12 protein-coding genes and 3 pseudogenes are annotated in these 15,261 nt (G+C 44.9%); 5 read left to right on the top strand and 10 right to left on the bottom strand.

Features of this window, described 5'->3' with window-relative positions; translation table 11 throughout:
• A pseudogene (locus H6G48_RS03510) lies at positions 1 to 172 on the top strand (IS630 family transposase); the annotation flags it as partial.
• Between the two features lie 159 nt (positions 173 to 331).
• Here H6G48_RS03510 and H6G48_RS03505 read toward each other — a convergent pair.
• Together H6G48_RS03505 and H6G48_RS03500 are read right to left on the bottom strand one after the other, a co-directional pair.
• Positions 332 to 1,138, bottom strand: coding sequence for a PEP-CTERM sorting domain-containing protein (locus H6G48_RS03505; protein WP_190719090.1), 807 nt, complete (start codon positions 1,136 to 1,138; stop codon positions 332 to 334).
• 348 nt (positions 1,139 to 1,486) lie between these two features.
• Positions 1,487 to 3,874, bottom strand: a complete 2,388-nt coding sequence (locus tag H6G48_RS03500; RefSeq protein ID WP_190719087.1) for an ATP-binding response regulator — start codon at positions 3,872 to 3,874, stop codon at positions 1,487 to 1,489.
• A gap of 276 nt (positions 3,875 to 4,150) precedes the next feature.
• On the opposite strand from H6G48_RS03500, the gene H6G48_RS03495 reads away from it, so the two are divergent.
• From H6G48_RS03495 to kaiC, 3 genes are all read left to right on the top strand, one after another.
• A complete protein-coding gene (locus H6G48_RS03495; RefSeq protein WP_190719084.1) occupies positions 4,151 to 5,080 on the top strand; it encodes a circadian clock protein KaiA in 930 nt (309 codons plus the stop codon).
• Positions 5,081 to 5,662: 582 nt separating this feature from the next.
• A complete protein-coding gene (kaiB, locus tag H6G48_RS03490; protein ID WP_002733742.1) occupies positions 5,663 to 5,977 on the top strand; it encodes a circadian clock protein KaiB in 315 nt (104 codons plus the stop codon).
• A 193-nt stretch (positions 5,978 to 6,170) separates the two neighbouring features.
• Positions 6,171 to 7,733 (top strand): circadian clock protein KaiC, encoded by a 1,563-nt coding sequence (gene kaiC, locus H6G48_RS03485; protein ID WP_190719082.1) that lies wholly within the window; start codon positions 6,171 to 6,173, stop codon positions 7,731 to 7,733.
• 21 nt (positions 7,734 to 7,754) lie between these two features.
• On the opposite strand, the gene H6G48_RS03480 is transcribed toward kaiC, so the two are convergent.
• The 3 genes and pseudogenes from H6G48_RS03480 to H6G48_RS03470 form a co-directional block, all read right to left on the bottom strand.
• Entirely contained in the window at positions 7,755 to 8,750 is a 996-nt protein-coding gene (locus H6G48_RS03480) for a lysylphosphatidylglycerol synthase transmembrane domain-containing protein (protein ID WP_190719079.1), read from the bottom strand.
• Between the two features lie 61 nt (positions 8,751 to 8,811).
• Entirely contained in the window at positions 8,812 to 9,909 is a 1,098-nt protein-coding gene (locus H6G48_RS03475; RefSeq protein ID WP_190719076.1) for a sulfotransferase family protein, read from the bottom strand.
• Between the two features lie 5 nt (positions 9,910 to 9,914).
• Positions 9,915 to 10,916, bottom strand: a pseudogene (locus tag H6G48_RS03470) (aspartate aminotransferase family protein); the annotation flags it as partial.
• 45 nt (positions 10,917 to 10,961) lie between these two features.
• Between H6G48_RS03470 and tnpA the strand changes: the two are divergent.
• Complete coding sequence (gene tnpA / locus H6G48_RS03465; RefSeq protein WP_149987267.1) at positions 10,962 to 11,405, top strand: IS200/IS605 family transposase; 444 nt, start codon at positions 10,962 to 10,964, stop codon at positions 11,403 to 11,405.
• Positions 11,406 to 11,443: 38 nt separating this feature from the next.
• On the opposite strand, the pseudogene H6G48_RS03460 reads toward tnpA, so the two are convergent.
• The 5 genes and pseudogenes from H6G48_RS03460 to H6G48_RS03440 all read right to left on the bottom strand — a co-directional run.
• Positions 11,444 to 11,830: pseudogene (locus tag H6G48_RS03460) on the bottom strand (aminotransferase class III-fold pyridoxal phosphate-dependent enzyme); the annotation flags it as partial.
• Positions 11,831 to 12,325: 495 nt separating this feature from the next.
• Positions 12,326 to 12,559, bottom strand: a complete 234-nt coding sequence (locus H6G48_RS03455; protein WP_190719074.1) for a photosystem I reaction center subunit IV — start codon at positions 12,557 to 12,559, stop codon at positions 12,326 to 12,328.
• 78 nt (positions 12,560 to 12,637) lie between these two features.
• Positions 12,638 to 13,267 (bottom strand): DUF6391 domain-containing protein, encoded by a 630-nt coding sequence (locus H6G48_RS03450; protein WP_012266133.1) that lies wholly within the window; start codon positions 13,265 to 13,267, stop codon positions 12,638 to 12,640.
• Complete coding sequence (locus tag H6G48_RS03445) at positions 13,264 to 14,385, bottom strand: tetratricopeptide repeat protein (protein ID WP_190719071.1); 1,122 nt, start codon at positions 14,383 to 14,385, stop codon at positions 13,264 to 13,266. The genes H6G48_RS03450 and H6G48_RS03445 overlap by 4 nt, the downstream gene beginning before the upstream one ends.
• Positions 14,386 to 14,400: 15 nt before the next feature.
• The gene (locus H6G48_RS03440) at positions 14,401 to 15,102 is read right to left on the bottom strand and encodes a 16S rRNA (uracil(1498)-N(3))-methyltransferase (protein WP_190719069.1); all 702 of its coding nucleotides are present in this window, start codon (positions 15,100 to 15,102) and stop codon (positions 14,401 to 14,403) included.
• Positions 15,103 to 15,261 lie beyond the last annotated feature (159 nt).

Here is a 15,261-nt window from a genome sequence, read left to right as displayed (position 1 = left end):
ATTTGTCAAAAAGAAATGTTTATATGGTAAATATTATGAGAACTTTTCTGACTTTTCTTCAGCTATTTATGAATGTCTGAATGATGCCCATCTGAAACATAAAAAAGAACTGGATTCCTTGCTGACTCTACGATTTCAGAAGTTTAATAAATCTCAGATTATGAACGTCTAAAGTATAACCCCAATTAGGGTTGGCTGAAAAAGTTTCTCCTGTGGGGACTGACGCGGGTTCGTTCAGCATACCCTAATTAAAAACCGCCCCCAAAGGACGGAGTTTCAATGCAAGCAGCTACGATGTCTCTGCTCAAAGTTGTCCTGAAGCCAAGCTCAGTTATCCCTGTTGCTTACGTTTCATCGCCAGACCTAAGCCACCAACAACCAGCAGTCCAACAACAGTACCCGGTTCGGGAATAACCACCTGGGTGAAGGTTTGTGAGAAACTCGTAATTTCGGACGTACCCACAACAGCCGAAGCCGCTGGAATTCTAATCCGGCGAGCTCTGAGGTCTAATGTGTTCCCGATCATCGACGTTGTCATTGGTGGACTCAATGGAATAGTGTCAGTCATCATCGACGTGCCGTCGGAGACCAACGTGGTACTATTGAAAGATGCGTAACTTGTCACTCCAGAAGTGGGACCAACAACTGCCGCACCTGTTAGCTTATCTATCTGTTCAGTGATTGGGACATATTCAGCGGATGTGATATCGAACGTGAAGTCAACAACAGCACTCCACGAGAGGGCATTACCCGCCGGAAGTGTCGGTGCTAACTTCAGGGCATTATTAACAACAGTGTAATTGAGAGTAGCACTACCAGAGACACCAGGAATGTAAGTGCCGGTTGCACTCACTCGAATGTTGCTTGCGGGATCGGACAGAGTATTGCCCGCTCCGGAGGGCATAAAATCGTAATTACCCCAATTGGCGAAGGTTTTCTCAATTGTGCCATTTCCGTCCTCATCAACTGTGATGGAACCACCGTTAATGAGCTCGGTGAGTGTACAGAATGAGGTACTTGTACAGCCCTTATAGGTTACCATAGCAGCCGCCTGGGCTGGCGCAGTGGCGAGGCCTAAGGCAGTGGCGACGGCCAGAGCAGCAGCGCTAGGAATGGTAAATCTGAGTAATTTTGTCATCTGTATAGACTCCCACAGAGGTAAAGTGGATGTATGAATAATTATCGTAATGCTAACAGCAAATTTTTCCTCTGTCAACACATAATTCCCTATTTGTCAAGAGATCACTGAAAAATTGTCAACAGATCACTGAAAAGAGTTTCTCCCCACTTCCCCACTTCCCTAGATCTGATTCATTCTCCGAATCTAATTCTTTGTTTTGTTACCTTTAATCGCTTATGAGGTAAGCAAAGCACGACGTTTTGACAAATTTTCAGCTATTTAGGGTTTGCGGCAAAAAGTAGGGGCGAAGCATTCGGATAGAAAATCTCCGGTTTCACCGATAGGTTATGCCCGAATGCTTCGCCCCTACAGGACGCGATCGCCGCTCAAGTGGCCAGAAAAAGCCAGATCAGCAGTCTCGATTACCTTTAATAGCTGTTCGATGCGGTTTTCCGTCGGGGGGGCCAAACAGGGAAAAACGGCTAAACCGGGGATTTGATTGGCCACCTCGGTGACAGCCACATCAAGGGTGACTAGGGGTAAATTAGCTAGGGTTTGCGACTCGCTCAAGGTTTGCAGATAAGAGTATAAATCTTCTGCGATCGAACTATCGATTAAGATAGCGTCCACCTCCCAGACACCAGCTAAAAGTTCCGCCTGTTCGCAACTATCGGCCTCAATAAAACGATAATTCTCCCGAACTAATTGATTATTCCAAATCCAGCTAAAGGAAGATAAATCGGAGAAATTGGGGGCATAATGGCCGTGTAAACGCAGCAGAGTCGGAGCAGTGCGCCGTTTGCGGCTAGGAATGGGGGAAACGGTCAGATTCAGGCAAGCTTGCAGAGCTGCCGATGTGATCGGCGGAACCAGAAAACTATCGGCCCCTTGCTGTTGACTGCGGTTGCGCTCAGAATCAGCGGCGGTGACAATAACTTTCATATCTTTGGTTTGGGGATGGGATTTCAGCAGCGTTAACACATCCCAACCGGACAACAGGGGTAGATTGGGATTGAGAAAAACACAACGGGGTTTTAACTGCCTGGCTTTTTCGATCGCCTCAGTGCCGCTACGAGCGATAATCGCTTTTAATCCCAATTCACTCAAGCGATCGACAAACTGTTCGATCACTTGGGGATTAGCTTCCACCACTAACACCAGACGCTGGGGAGTGGCGGACTCCTGCTCGGCAGCTTGGGGATGAACCGGCAGCAGTAAAGTGAATTGACTGCCTTCCCGGTCCTTGGAGACAAAGGATAGATCGCCACCGTGACAGCGCGCTAATTTTTGGCTGAGGACTAAACCTAAACCTGCACCCTCAAATTGACGGGTGAAAGGACTTTCTAGCTGTTGGAATTTCTGAAAAATCAGATGCTGGGATTCTTCCGGAATACCGATCCCCGTATCCCAGACGGTAAAAGCCAGCCAATTTTCCCAACGATTGACTTTAATGCCGAAATTACCGCCATCAATGGTGAATTTAACCGCATTATCTAACAAATTCACTAACATCTGTTGTAAACGGGCTTCATCGGCCAGGGCATAATCTAACCCTGATTCAATGTCAAGACGATAGCTGCCGGGGAGATCGAGACGTTGGGGATACTTATCGACGATGATATCGTACACCCGTTGACAGAGGCGATCGATTTTGACTCTAGTGAAAGTTAATTTTAGTTGTCCTGTCTCCAAGCGGGTTAAATCGAGGAGATCATTGACCAGAGCCATCAACTGGCGACCGCTGCGATAGATTAAATCGGCATATTTCGACTGTCGGGGGTTAAGTTCACCGATTTTTTGTTCCCGCAGCAGATTGGAGAGACCGATCACGGCGGTGAGGGGCGATTTAAACTCATGGCTGACACAGGCGAGAAATTCATCCTTAAGACGATTTAAATGGACTAAATCGGCATTTTTAACCGCTAATTCCTGACAATATTGCTGTTGTTCCGTGATATCGGTGGCCAACAGTAACCACAGTCCCGAAGCTTTCTCGAGCAAGGGATAATTATCCGCCCAATTTAACGGCACGGACAACAGTCGCCAAGTCTTGGCTAAACCCGATGTCACCGTTTCTAGACGCTGGGGAAACAGGGGGGGGGTGGGGGATGGGCGGGTTAAGGGGTCATTAACCAAAGCAAAGGGAAAGTTATCGATATTAGCGGGGAAAGCCGCCCCGATTTGTTGACACCAAGCCTGATTTTGGTATAAAATTCCCGCTTCTGGACTGTAGAGCAGCAGCGGCAGCGGTAATTGTTCCAGAAATTCCAGAGGATGATCGCTGCGGGGGAGGGAATTGCGATCGCTGATGCGGGGCTGCGGGGGAGGATCATCGAGAATCGAGCACCCGAGACAAAATTGGAGAAGTTTGCCCGTGTCTAAGCGTCCTAACAGTTTGCCCTGAGCATCCACTAAAATGGGGACGAAGGCGAGCGCTTCTCCCGTCAGGGTTGCCAGAAACTCACTTACGGCCATGCGAGCGTTAAGAGGGATAATCGGACGCAGCCAACCGCTCAGATCCAGGCAGCTGGAGGAGGGGTTTCTGGTTTCGGGGTGCTGTTGTTGATAGAGGAGATAAGCAATCAGGGTTTGACTCTCAATCAGTCCTAGGGGACAATACCGCTCATCCACCACCACGATCGCTTCTGGATTGCCCGTATTAATTAAATCGCAAAGACTTGCCCGGTCAATAATTAATTCACAGGCAGTGACGGATTGATGAAAGTGATGGAGGCTGAGGGTAACGCTAGGCATGGGGATAATTGGGTGGGCGGTGGCGGTAACTTTAGGGCATAATTAACAAACTGATGGCCAAACTATTAGTAGTCCTAGAACTTGAATCTACCTTGATTATGACGCTTGCTCATCTAGACGACCTCCCCATTGATTACAATTAACTACAATACCCACTGCCAAAAAGCAAAGTTAACTTTAACTTCCCCGATCTGATGGCGAGGGGGTTGTCTTCTCAACAGAGAAAGCCTAACCTATAGTTTGTTATTTTCTATCTACCTTGCGGGTGAGAAAACGTTGCCTCCGAGACTGACTATTTATGCTTTTGTCCCAACGGACCCACCCTTGACGGGAGTGAGTTCACCTCCGGGGCTGGTTAATTCTTTGACGGCTTTATTGGCTAATGAACGCTATAATCTAACCCTAGGGTCTTCTTCTAGCGAATTACTGGCTAATATCGAGGCAGAGAAGGAAAAAATCGATTGTTTGCTGGTGGTCTCTCATCCTTCCCTACAGCCGACTTTTAATCAACTCTACGAAGGGGGGATTTTACTGCCAGTAGTGATCATTGTCGCTGACAAGAACATCACTGCCGAGACGAATGACTCTCCCACCTGTCTCTATCATAGTGCCGAATTACAAATTACCGTCAAGGAATTAGACAGCATCACCTCGGTCATCGACCAAGCGATCGCTCGATTTCTCCATTTAGCTCCTAATTGCTCTTTTTCCGAACCTACCACGATTGTTAACCAACCAAATCCCGTGGAAAATAATCACAGTTTTCTCCTCCTACAACAGCGCCGTTTAGCGGAAAAATTAAAAGAAAGACTCGGCTATTTAGGTGTTTACTACAAACGCAACCCGCAGCTATTCTATCGCCATCTTGCCCCGGAGGAAAAAAACGAATTACTGCGGGAATTAAGAAGAGATTATCGGGAGATTATTTTAAATTACTTCCAACAGGATTATCCGATTAATCAAGCGATCGATGAGTTGGTTAATAATGTCTTTTTTACCGATCTCTCAGTGTCGCAAATTCTGGAAATTCACATGGAGTTAATGGATGAATTTTCCCAACAGTTAAAATTAGAAGGCAGAAGTGAGGAAATTCTCCTAGATTATCGTCTCGCTCTCATTGATATCCTTGCTCACTTGGGGGAAATGTACCGTCGTTCCATACCTCGCGAGGATATCCCTGATGATTTATCTCAAATGTCGGGGTGAAGACCCGAAGCACTTAGTGCGACGGGATGAAACCAAGCGCCAATATAAAACAGCACTTCCACAGGCTCAGTGACACGAAGCACGATTAAAAATAAGTGTCCAGTATCCTGAAAAAATCTCGAATAACTTCTTCTTTTAAGGGTCTTGACCTACTCAGGCCAAATAGCTACTATATGAGTATAGCGGATAGGGTAATCAACCGCTCTAAAAACCCCTGTAGTCTAACCACTACGCTATCTGCACCTTGACAATCAAAGATATAGGGTTCTACTCAATAGTTCTAGTTTCTCACCTGTGAGTAGGTAAAATCTTTGCAGGAACTAGACAAAGCAGTATTTGAAGCTAACGTTTCAATTCAAGCAAACTTTGTAGAAATACAACTATCGTAGGGCATACGAAAAGTAACGCTTAGGGAGAGAACCACCTCTGGGTTGGATAACGCAAGGCATCTAATTTAAGTGGACTCGTTGAACTAAGAATCCCTCGCTTGAGTGCGATGGGAGTGTCAATATTGGGAATAGATTAAAATATCCCAGAAAAATAGCGATGAACTCGTATCCCAAGCCCTTTTGATTCTAACCTATGAGCGTCTTTAAAAAAACCTATGTTTTAAAACTGTACGTCGCCGGGAATACCCCCAACTCCGTGCGTGCCTTGAAAACCCTGAAAAATATCCTAGAAGAGGAATTTCAGGGAGTGTATGCGCTCAAGGTGATTGACGTGCTGAAAAACCCGCAACTAGCGGAGGAAGACAAGATTCTCGCCACTCCTACCCTTGCGAAAGTCCTCCCTCCCCCGGTGCGGAAAATTATCGGTGATTTGTCCGATCGAGAGAAGGTTCTGATCGGTTTAGACTTACTGTACGAGGAAATTCGTGAACGAGAAAATGATAGCTAGGTCTTCGGCCATAGGTGATTAGACGGGTTATATTTATTGAAGGAGAAATGATCGGGGCCTAATCTAGTACCTCTATGAGAAAGTCAAGAGTCAATGGAAATCAAGATGGTGTAAAGTGTCTAGTCAGGCTTGATATGTTTCTGTGGAAAAATTAGATAAAAATCCTACTCTTTAAATATTCGCTGGATAAATAATGACTCAATCTAACTCTAATAGCCAATTGAATCCACCGATTAAACCGAAAGGTGTTCGCAAAATTAGAACCCTAATTGAAGGCTTTGATGAGATCACTCACGGTGGTTTACCCCTGGGGCGAACTACCTTAGTGAGTGGCACTTCTGGCACGGGAAAAACCCTGCTTGCCGTTCAATTTCTCTACCACGGGATCAAGTATTTTGACTATCCAGGCCTGTTTGTTACTTTTGAAGAATCTCCCACCGATATTATCCAAAATGCCTATAGTTTTGGTTGGGATTTAGAAGAATTAATTGACCAGGGTAAGTTATTTATTCTCGATGCTTCTCCGGATCCGGAAGGTCAAGAGGTGGTGGGTAGTTTTGATCTTTCGGCCCTGATCGAGCGCATTCAGTACGCAATTACCAAATATAAAGCCAAACTGGTATCAATTGACTCTGTAACTGCTGTTTTTCAGCAGTACGAAGCGGTGTCAGTGGTGCGGCGAGAAATTTTTCGGCTCGTGGCCCGGTTAAAATTATTAGGAGTGACTTCAATTATGACCACGGAACGTATCGAAGAATACGGAGCGGTGGCCCGTTTTGGTGTAGAGGAATTTGTCTCTGATAATGTGGTAATTATGCGGAACGTGCTAGAGGGAGAAAGGCGACGCAGAACCGCAGAAATCCTCAAATTACGGGGAACAACCCACATGAAAGGCGAATATCCCTTTACTATCACCAATGATGGCATTAATATCTTCCCCCTCGGAGCCATGCGTTTAACTCAGCGCTCTTCTAATGTCCGCATTTCTTCGGGAGTAAAAACCCTCGATGATATGTGTGGAGGCGGTTTTTTCAAGGATTCGATTATTTTGGCTACAGGAGCAACAGGTACGGGTAAAACTCTCTTAGTCAGTAAATTTCTGGAAGAAGGCTGTCGGCGCGGTGAGCGAGCAATTTTGTTCGCTTATGAAGAATCTCGCGCCCAATTGTCCCGAAATGCCTCTTCTTGGGGGATCGATTTTGAGGAGATGGAACGCAAGGGATTATTAAAATTATTGTGTTCTTACCCCGAATCGGCGGGATTAGAAGACCATTTACAGATGATTAAGTCGGAAATCTCGGAATTTAAACCCTCTCGTATTGCTATTGATTCTCTATCGGCGCTCGCGCGCGGGGTGACAAATAATGCTTTTCGGCAATTTGTGATCGGGGTGACAGGATACGCCAAACAGGAGGAAATTACGGGATTTTTCACCAATACTACCGACCAATTTATGGGAGCGCACTCGATCACCGAATCCCATATTTCTACGATTACCGACACGATTCTAATGTTGCAGTATGTGGAAATTCGCGGCGAAATGTCGCGAGCGATTAACGTCTTTAAGATGCGCGGTTCTTGGCACGATAAAGGGATTCGTGAATATACTATCAGTCAGGACGGGGCCGATATCAAGGATTCTTTCCGCAATTACGAGCGGATTATTAGTGGTTCTCCAACTAAAATTAGCGTCGATGAAAAGAGTGAATTATCGCGGATTGTTCGCAATGTGCGCGAAAAATTACAGGATGAATAATCGGGAGTTGACTGATGGAGATTATTTTGAAGGGCGATCGGGTAAAGTTGGTCTTAGGGAAAATAACCACCAGATCAATAAACCTAATATAATCCAGAGAACATCTTTAACCCGGCGAATTACGGAAATCGCTAAACCTAATTCTAGACTGCCGGTTAAGGAAGCACCCAGCAGCACTAAAGAACCTTCTAAAGTACCGATATTAGCGGGAATAAAAAAGGTTCCAGCGCGCACTAATTGGGCAACAGAATCAAATAACCAAGCATCGGCAAAACTAATCGGATGTTGGAGAAACTGCATTAAAACATAGATTTCTAAAACTCCGAGAGGCCAATTGAGAAAACCGACGATCAAGCCATTTCTAAATAGTGGCAGATTCCGGTAAAATTCCCCTAAACGATCATCGACACTGCGAAGATTTTCTAAAGGTTTAACTAGGCGATCGCCTAAAAAAGAATGACCTAATCGATTAACTATTCGGGAGGATAAACGGAATCGCTGAATCAAGAAAAATATCAGGATACAACTGGAGAATATAGCGAGACTTAATCCGGTAAAAGTTTTAAAAGAATTGGAGAATTTTGGGGAAGCTAGGAGCAGAAAAAAACCGATAATTGCAAAGAAGACAAGGGAAGCAGTATTTAATGTCTTGGTCAGAATAATCGAGGCACTGGTTTCTTTATAGCTAATCTGATAGTGAGTTTTCAACATCACTGCTTTAAAACCTTCTCCTCCCAAAGAAGCGAAGGGAGTCACGCGATTAAAGGCTGCCCCTACCATGTAAATTAATAATAGGCGAATTGTCCATTGAGGTTGGATAGGAATGCTTTTAAAAGTTAGTTGCCAAGTAAAAACATCGGTGAGGAATTCTAGGAAATAAAAAATAATTACTAATGTCATTCCCCACCAACCGACTAGGGTGATTTGTTGCCACACTTCTTGCAGATTTGTTTGACGTAAAATTATCCCTAGTAAAACAAAACCTAAACCCAGAAAGATAAATTTAAGATATTTCATATTAAATTATGAATTATAACTAATAACTGATAACTGATAACTGATAACTGATAACTTATGACTAAAAATAGTTCCAACGTTGAATAAATGGTAGCCAATGAGATTCGACTAACTCGATCGCTTTTGGGTCTGGGGTATAATTATTTTTTTTATATCCTTGCAGACTGCTGATATATTTCTCAAAGCGAGGCATAGATATTTTTAAGTCGGGAAGTTGCAGTTGATCGTAGATTTTCTCGATTTGTGCTAGGGGTTCTTTTTCTAAATCTTCAAAACGAATTTCTACAAAACTATCGGCGGGTAAATCGGCACTATCTCCCAGGAGAGAATTGAGCATTGGGGGATAACTTTTCAGAATTGTCTGCTCGATGACATCAATAGATAAATTATCGTAGGATTGTAGTGCTAGTTCCGGTAGGATGCGGGTAAAAAAGTGACGGGTTGAGGGAAAAACTAGATAGGGATTGCGGTAGATATGAATAAATTTAGCATCGGGCCAGATAGCTCGCAATTTGGCGATGTGTGCCGTATAAACGGAGTTTTTGATTAGTAATTGTTTGCCTCTTTGATGGATGGAAACTTTTTTTAATAGATGAGTATGCCAACGCTGCCAAGTAGCGATTTCTTTCTCGCTGCAGCCCTGAAAAAAAACCCCTCGCTGGAAATGATACTGAAAACGTTGGGGAAAGTATAAACCATGGTAGTAGGAAAGGGGGATCATGCTGGCCAGGGCGATCGAATCTTCTTGGGGTGAATCGGGAGTAACGGCAACGTTATCCACATGGCGATCGCTCGGTAGGGCTAATTCTAGCAGCGGTTGAAATAAGCGGACGATACCGAGGATATCCCAGGGTAATCCCACCGCTAGGGGCGAAATATAGCCAAAATGCTCCGATTGACCGAGTAAATTGTGCAGATGGGTCGTGCCGCTGCGCCAATAGCCGACAATAAAAATGGGTGCTTTTACCCGCACCCTGCGCTCATAAAACCCTGTGATTAAAATTCGTTCTAGGGTAGAAAAAGGCAGTCGCGCCAGGGTAACTGCCAGGGCCAGGGTTGCTGGGGCCAAATTGGGGCGATCGATGCCGCCATTGGTCAAAAATAAATGAAGGAGAGTGCTAAGGTTGCTACCGCAGAGGGGATGAAACAAACTGGACATATTAACTATTTTTTAGCGTTTTTTTGGCGGATAGCTTGGCTGGCCAAGGTTTTGCCGAATTCCCAAGCGGCCCCAGGTAGGCGGTGAGCATCAGCGACCACATCTTTAACGGCGGTGACAAGCCAACGGCAATCCTCATCGGAGAGGGTGAGAGGGGGGATAAACTTGATGATATTCATGCCGTGGCCGGAAACCTGCGAGAGGATTTGATGGCGGGTAAAGAGGGGAACGACGATTAACTGGGAAAATAGCTCTTTATTGGCGGTTTCTAGCATTTTCCAGGCGGCTTTTAGTGACCAACTGCTCGGCTCGGCAAATTCCAAGGCCATCATCATACCCAATCCCCGCACTTCTCGCAAACATTCGTACTGATCTACGAGGGGCTGTAGTTCTGCGATAATTTGTTGACCGATTACAGCCGCTCGCTCGACTAATTTTTCCTCCTCAATCACCTGTAAAGTGGCAATACCGGCGGCCATGGCCAGATTATTTTTACCAAAAGTGCTACCGTGCACCACAGAACGATCCATGCGATCAAAGACTCGATCGAAGATCCAGCGACGACAGAGAACCGCTCCCACTGGCACAAAACCGCCCGAAAGAGCCTTGGCAACACATAAAATGTCCGGTTCTACCCCCCAATGTTCCACTGCCCAAATTTTGCCGGTCCGGCCCAAACCGGTCTGCACTTCATCGGCCACAAAAAGAGTGCCGTAACGACGACAAAGGGCAGCCGCTGCGGGGAGATAGTTCGGTTCGGGAATTCTCACCCCGTGACCTGGGATCGGTTCGGTAATAAAAGCCGCTACTTCTTGGTTAATCAGAGCTTTTTCGAGCGCAGCCAGATCGCCGAAGGGAATTTCCTCAAAATCGGCGACAAATGGTCCAAATCCCTGGCGATAATGGGGATCGCCGGTGGCGGAAAGGGAACCCATGGTTAACCCGTGGTAGCCTCCCTGACAGTAAACAATTTGGCTGCGTCCGGTGGCGTAGCGGCTGAATTTAATCTCTTCGGGTCTAATTCCCCGCCGCTCGCGGCGTACAATAGAAAAATGAGTGAATACATCCATAAGAGCCATAATGTAAGTGTTTTGCTATATCATTTATTGTTCCCAGCCAAATATCGTCAAGCCGTTTTCGACGAACAGGTAGATAGCCTGTTGAAAGAAGTCTGTCTAGAGATGGAAAAACGATACGAGATCAAGTTTGTAGAAATTGGAGTGGATAAAGATCATGTGCATTTTCTGGTGCAATCAGTACCGACCTATAGTGTGACAAGGATAGTGACAATGATTAAAAGTATAACGGGGAGAGAAATTTTCAAAAAGTGTCCTCAAGTGAAAAAGCAGTTGTGGGGAGGAGAGTTTTGGAGTGATGGATATTACGCAAGTACGGTAGGAAAGCATGGGGATGAAGGTATGATAGCGAGATATGTAAAAGAACAAGATAAAGAATACCTGCAGCTACACCAAAATCTACAATTGAGTCTATTTTGATTCTGATACCCCGTCCGCTTGCGGTGGGGTAGTTCATTGGCAGCCTCGACGGTTTCTGTGCCGGAATTAGCAAAGAAAACTCGTTCTAATCTGGGAGGTGCGATCGCTGCTAACCGTTCGGCCAGCAATCCCGCTAGGATGGAAGCATCCAATTGGACTAAATTGGGCAATGCTGCCGTCAATACCTCTTGTCAAGCTTGCACGATCTTGGGGTGATTGCGTCCGAGGGCAAAAACACCAAAACCACTCAGTAAGTCCAGATACTTTTCCCCGTGATTGTCGAATAGGTATGCACCTTGGGCTTTAACCTAGTGGCGATCGTAGCCGATCGTTTTTAGTACCCTGACCATCTGGGGGTTTAGGTATTGTTCGTGGAGGGCAAAGTTTTCTTCTAGTCTTTTTTCTATCAGTTCTAAAATGCTCATAAATTCCAGATTTGATTACTGAAAAACTATTTTTCAAACACCTCAAAACCGATTATGTCCATAGCACATTATCATGATTTTTGGTTATCTAATATTATAAATTATTTGATATATTTTGTCAAGCATTCGCCATTTAGGAACTTAAGTAGGTAGGTATTAAAAACTTTCAGATCCCCCCGCCTATCGGCATCCCCCTTATTAAGGGGGGCGGGGGGGATCGAACCTAAAATCCATTTTTAATTTAATTATAACCAGCCACTTATCTAGGATAATTAAACTAATTAACTCTTATTGGCTAAAGGTTCAAGCGACTTTTAGATAATTTATTAGTCAGTTTTTATATGGTAGAGGCGCATTGCGTGCGCCCAAAATGTAATATCAGTAAACTGATAACTGATAACTGATAACTGATAACTGATAGCTATAAAAAAACCGACCAACAAGAGAGAATTCCCGTCAGTCAGTCGGTGATGATAGGCCGAATTTTACTCAGCTTTATTTCTTAGCGGGGGCAGCCTTAACGAGTTCCAATTCACTTTCAGCGAAGTTATTGGTATTCAGTCCACTGGCGCTACCACTAAAACCGTGGTAGTTAACAGTGTCAAAACGGACGATAACGGGATAGTGGATACCACTTTTATCAACACTGGCTACGGTTCCTACATCGTTGTACCAGTAAGACTCTTTACGTTTGATTCTAACTTTGGCTCCGCGTTCGATTCCAGGCATAGCTGTTGTTTTTTTTTAGGGTTTAGTTAACAGGTTACAATCAGAGCGAGTTTGCCGAAAGGGTTTTTACTTTAAGTTTTATTGCAAATCTTGCCACTCTGTTTGGACGAAATGCCCCGAACGTCCCCATAGGTCTGCCTTTGGTGCAATGTTAACGATTGTTAAGTTAAAGGGAATAGCCGTGGTCAGGTATTTTTGGGCCGACATTCCCACATCTGGCCCGATTTGAAAAGCGGCGGCGGTGGCTAAACCTAAGCCTAATAACTGAGAAATCGGACCTCTGGGTAAGAGAAGATGAGTTCCTAAGACTAAGCCAGCGGTTAAGGCTAAAGTTACCGATAAATTGGTGCCACAACGCGGATGTAATGCCAATTGCCCCTCGCCATTTTTGAGACGATGGAGTGCTTGTTTGGCGGCGATTCGCAGTTCATTAGTATTAATCTGTCCGTAGAGATAAAAACCCCTATCGGTGGACAGTCCCCCCAGGGCCTCGTTATCTGCGGGGGAATGGTCAAAAGGCGATTGACGACGGGCAGCCATTTCGCTTAATACCCAGACGGTGGCGTGTTCCAAGGCGTGAACCTGTCGCAGGGTCAGAAATTCTTTGAAACCGGGGATAAAGCCGATTTGTGCCAGTAAATCGCTGTCTTGCTGGGGCGAAGGGTTAAACCAGTCGAAAGAGGGGTTAGAAGGGCTACTAGGGGTCATAAAGTTGCGGTAGGGGGAGTTTTTTCGAGGAAGATAAGGGCGCTATAGAGTTGAAAGGCGGTGTCCCAGTAGGTGTCTTCAATGCGTAATAAGTCCAAATGGGGATTGACCATAGGCAGTAATTCGTAAAAATCGGCGGTGGTTTCGGCAAAAGCTGGAAAATCTGACCACAGGGGAACTGCTGCTAGTTGTTGTTTTAGGTAAGAAGCGAAATGATTCCAGTTATCTCGATTGCTGGTCTGTCTTTCCCGACTTTGTTGGTGGTCGGAAAAAGTAATCCCCGCTTGAAAGTGGTAATGGCGATCGCAAATACGGATAATTAAATCCTGTTTTTTCAAATGTAGATCAATAATCTGGGCATAATCAAGAATACTAATTTTTCTCACTTGATGGCGGCGCGCATCCCTATCGACACATTCCCCAAAAATCGGCAAGATTCCCTCTACCACGGCGGTAACTTCTGACCAATCAAAAGTTATACTTGCGGTTAGGCCGTGGGAAGATTGATAGACTAGGGTGGCTTCTGGTTGGATAGCCTGGAAATATCGAGCTAAATAGACCCTAGGCTGATTAATCGCTTTAATTGGCTGGCAAAAACAGGGAATTCCTTCTTTTCGCAAGTCGTGAACATATACTGCTAATTCGGCCATCGCCCCGACTCGATACAAGCGCCACGAACGACTAGGGATGTGTAAGCGGGCGTTATAGGCATCTATTTTAAATATTTGGGCAAATTTTAGAGCTAAGGGCTGTTTTTCTGCGTTAGCCACCGGTTCAAGCATTAAAAGCCCCATTTCTCGATTACTAGGGTTGGTTTTGGCTTTTTCGAGGGCAGCCTGTCGCTGTTGTTGTTGCTGTTCAACTTCCACCTGTTCAATCGCTTCTAAGCGGGCGATTCCTTGACGAATTTGGGCGATAAGTTGAGGATTAGCGGTTAATCGCAACATTTTTCGGTATTCTTGCCCTGCTAGGGCGATTTCTCCCGTGATTTCGTTTAAACGCGCTTGGTAGAATTTCAGCCAGGGGTTATCGTTTTCTCGGGTCTGGAAGTCGTTGACAAGACGGGTGGCAGTTTGATAGTCTTGACGATCGAGCGCTTCAGCAATTTCTTTGAACATAGAAACTCCAGTCGATTAGCTGTCTAAATAGGCGTTAATAATAGCGAGAGCCACTAAGGGAGCGGTAATTGTTCTCAAAATCCGTTTTCCCAGTGATACAGGTAGAAAATCAGCGGCGATCGCTTGTTCTATTTCTGTCTCCGTCCATCCCCCTTCCGGTCCGATGGCAATGGTTATCTCGGTTGATGTTTGCAATTGAGAAAGTAGCCGGTCCACTGTTCTACGGGTAACACCAATATAACAAGTTGTCCCTGGGTTAGCTCCCCGCTTAAGGATGGCTAAAAATGGTTGTGGTTCTTCGATTATGGGAATAATCTGTCTTTCTGATTGTTCTACAGCTTCCCGGGCAATTTTTCGCCAACGGTCAATTTTTTGAGGACTAGGATTAACTAAACCCCGTTCTGTCAGCAGCGGGATAATCCGATAAACTCCTAATTCGGTGGCAGCGCGAACGATATCATCAAAGCCATTTTTGGGAATTGCTACCATTAAATTCACTTGTACTGGTAGTTCCGTGGTTTCGTTTATCGCTTCTAAAAGATGGGCCGAATTATCAATTATTTCTGCTAACCAAGCTTGTCCTTGTCCATTGAGGGCAATAAAACGGTCATGGGATTTTAAACGAACAACTTTTTTAAGATAATGACTTTGTTCGGGTGTTAAGGCAATTAACCCGTTTTCTAGGGTATTAAAATCAAGAAGAAGACGATAATACAAGGCGGTTTAGTCTATATTACTATTGTGTTCAGAATCACTGTCAGCTATCTATTTTAGCTTTTATGGTGTTTTTGTATAAGGTTGAGAGTAGATCAGCTTATAGCAGTTATCTTAATGGTGAAGTACGAAGTTTTCCTTTTGGGTAGTCAGTCGTCAATA

The organism is Microcystis flos-aquae FACHB-1344, from assembly GCF_014698375.1.
Taxonomy (GTDB): domain Bacteria; phylum Cyanobacteriota; class Cyanobacteriia; order Cyanobacteriales; family Microcystaceae; genus Microcystis; species Microcystis aeruginosa.
Note: the sequence above shows the minus strand (reverse complement) of the source record. Positions and strands in the feature narration are given on the sequence as shown.

Excerpts from the sequence above, each read along its gene's own strand:
- H6G48_RS03505 (WP_190719090.1), bottom strand. The coding sequence starts at position 1,138 with ATGACAAAATTACTCAGATTTACCATTCCTAGCGCTGCTGCTCTGGCC.
- H6G48_RS03445 (WP_190719071.1), bottom strand. The coding sequence starts at position 14,385 with ATGTTCAAAGAAATTGCTGAAGCGCTCGATCGTCAAGACTATCAAACT.
- H6G48_RS03455 (WP_190719074.1), bottom strand. The coding sequence starts at position 12,559 with ATGCCTGGAATCGAACGCGGAGCCAAAGTTAGAATCAAACGTAAAGAG.
- H6G48_RS03500 (WP_190719087.1), bottom strand. The coding sequence starts at position 3,874 with ATGCCTAGCGTTACCCTCAGCCTCCATCACTTTCATCAATCCGTCACT.
- tnpA (WP_149987267.1), top strand. The coding sequence starts at position 10,962 with ATGAGTGAATACATCCATAAGAGCCATAATGTAAGTGTTTTGCTATAT.
- H6G48_RS03450 (WP_012266133.1), bottom strand. The coding sequence starts at position 13,267 with ATGACCCCTAGTAGCCCTTCTAACCCCTCTTTCGACTGGTTTAACCCT.
- kaiC (WP_190719082.1), top strand. The coding sequence starts at position 6,171 with ATGACTCAATCTAACTCTAATAGCCAATTGAATCCACCGATTAAACCG.
- H6G48_RS03475 (WP_190719076.1), bottom strand. The coding sequence starts at position 9,909 with ATGTCCAGTTTGTTTCATCCCCTCTGCGGTAGCAACCTTAGCACTCTC.
- kaiB (WP_002733742.1), top strand. The coding sequence starts at position 5,663 with ATGAGCGTCTTTAAAAAAACCTATGTTTTAAAACTGTACGTCGCCGGG.
- H6G48_RS03480 (WP_190719079.1), bottom strand. The coding sequence starts at position 8,750 with ATGAAATATCTTAAATTTATCTTTCTGGGTTTAGGTTTTGTTTTACTA.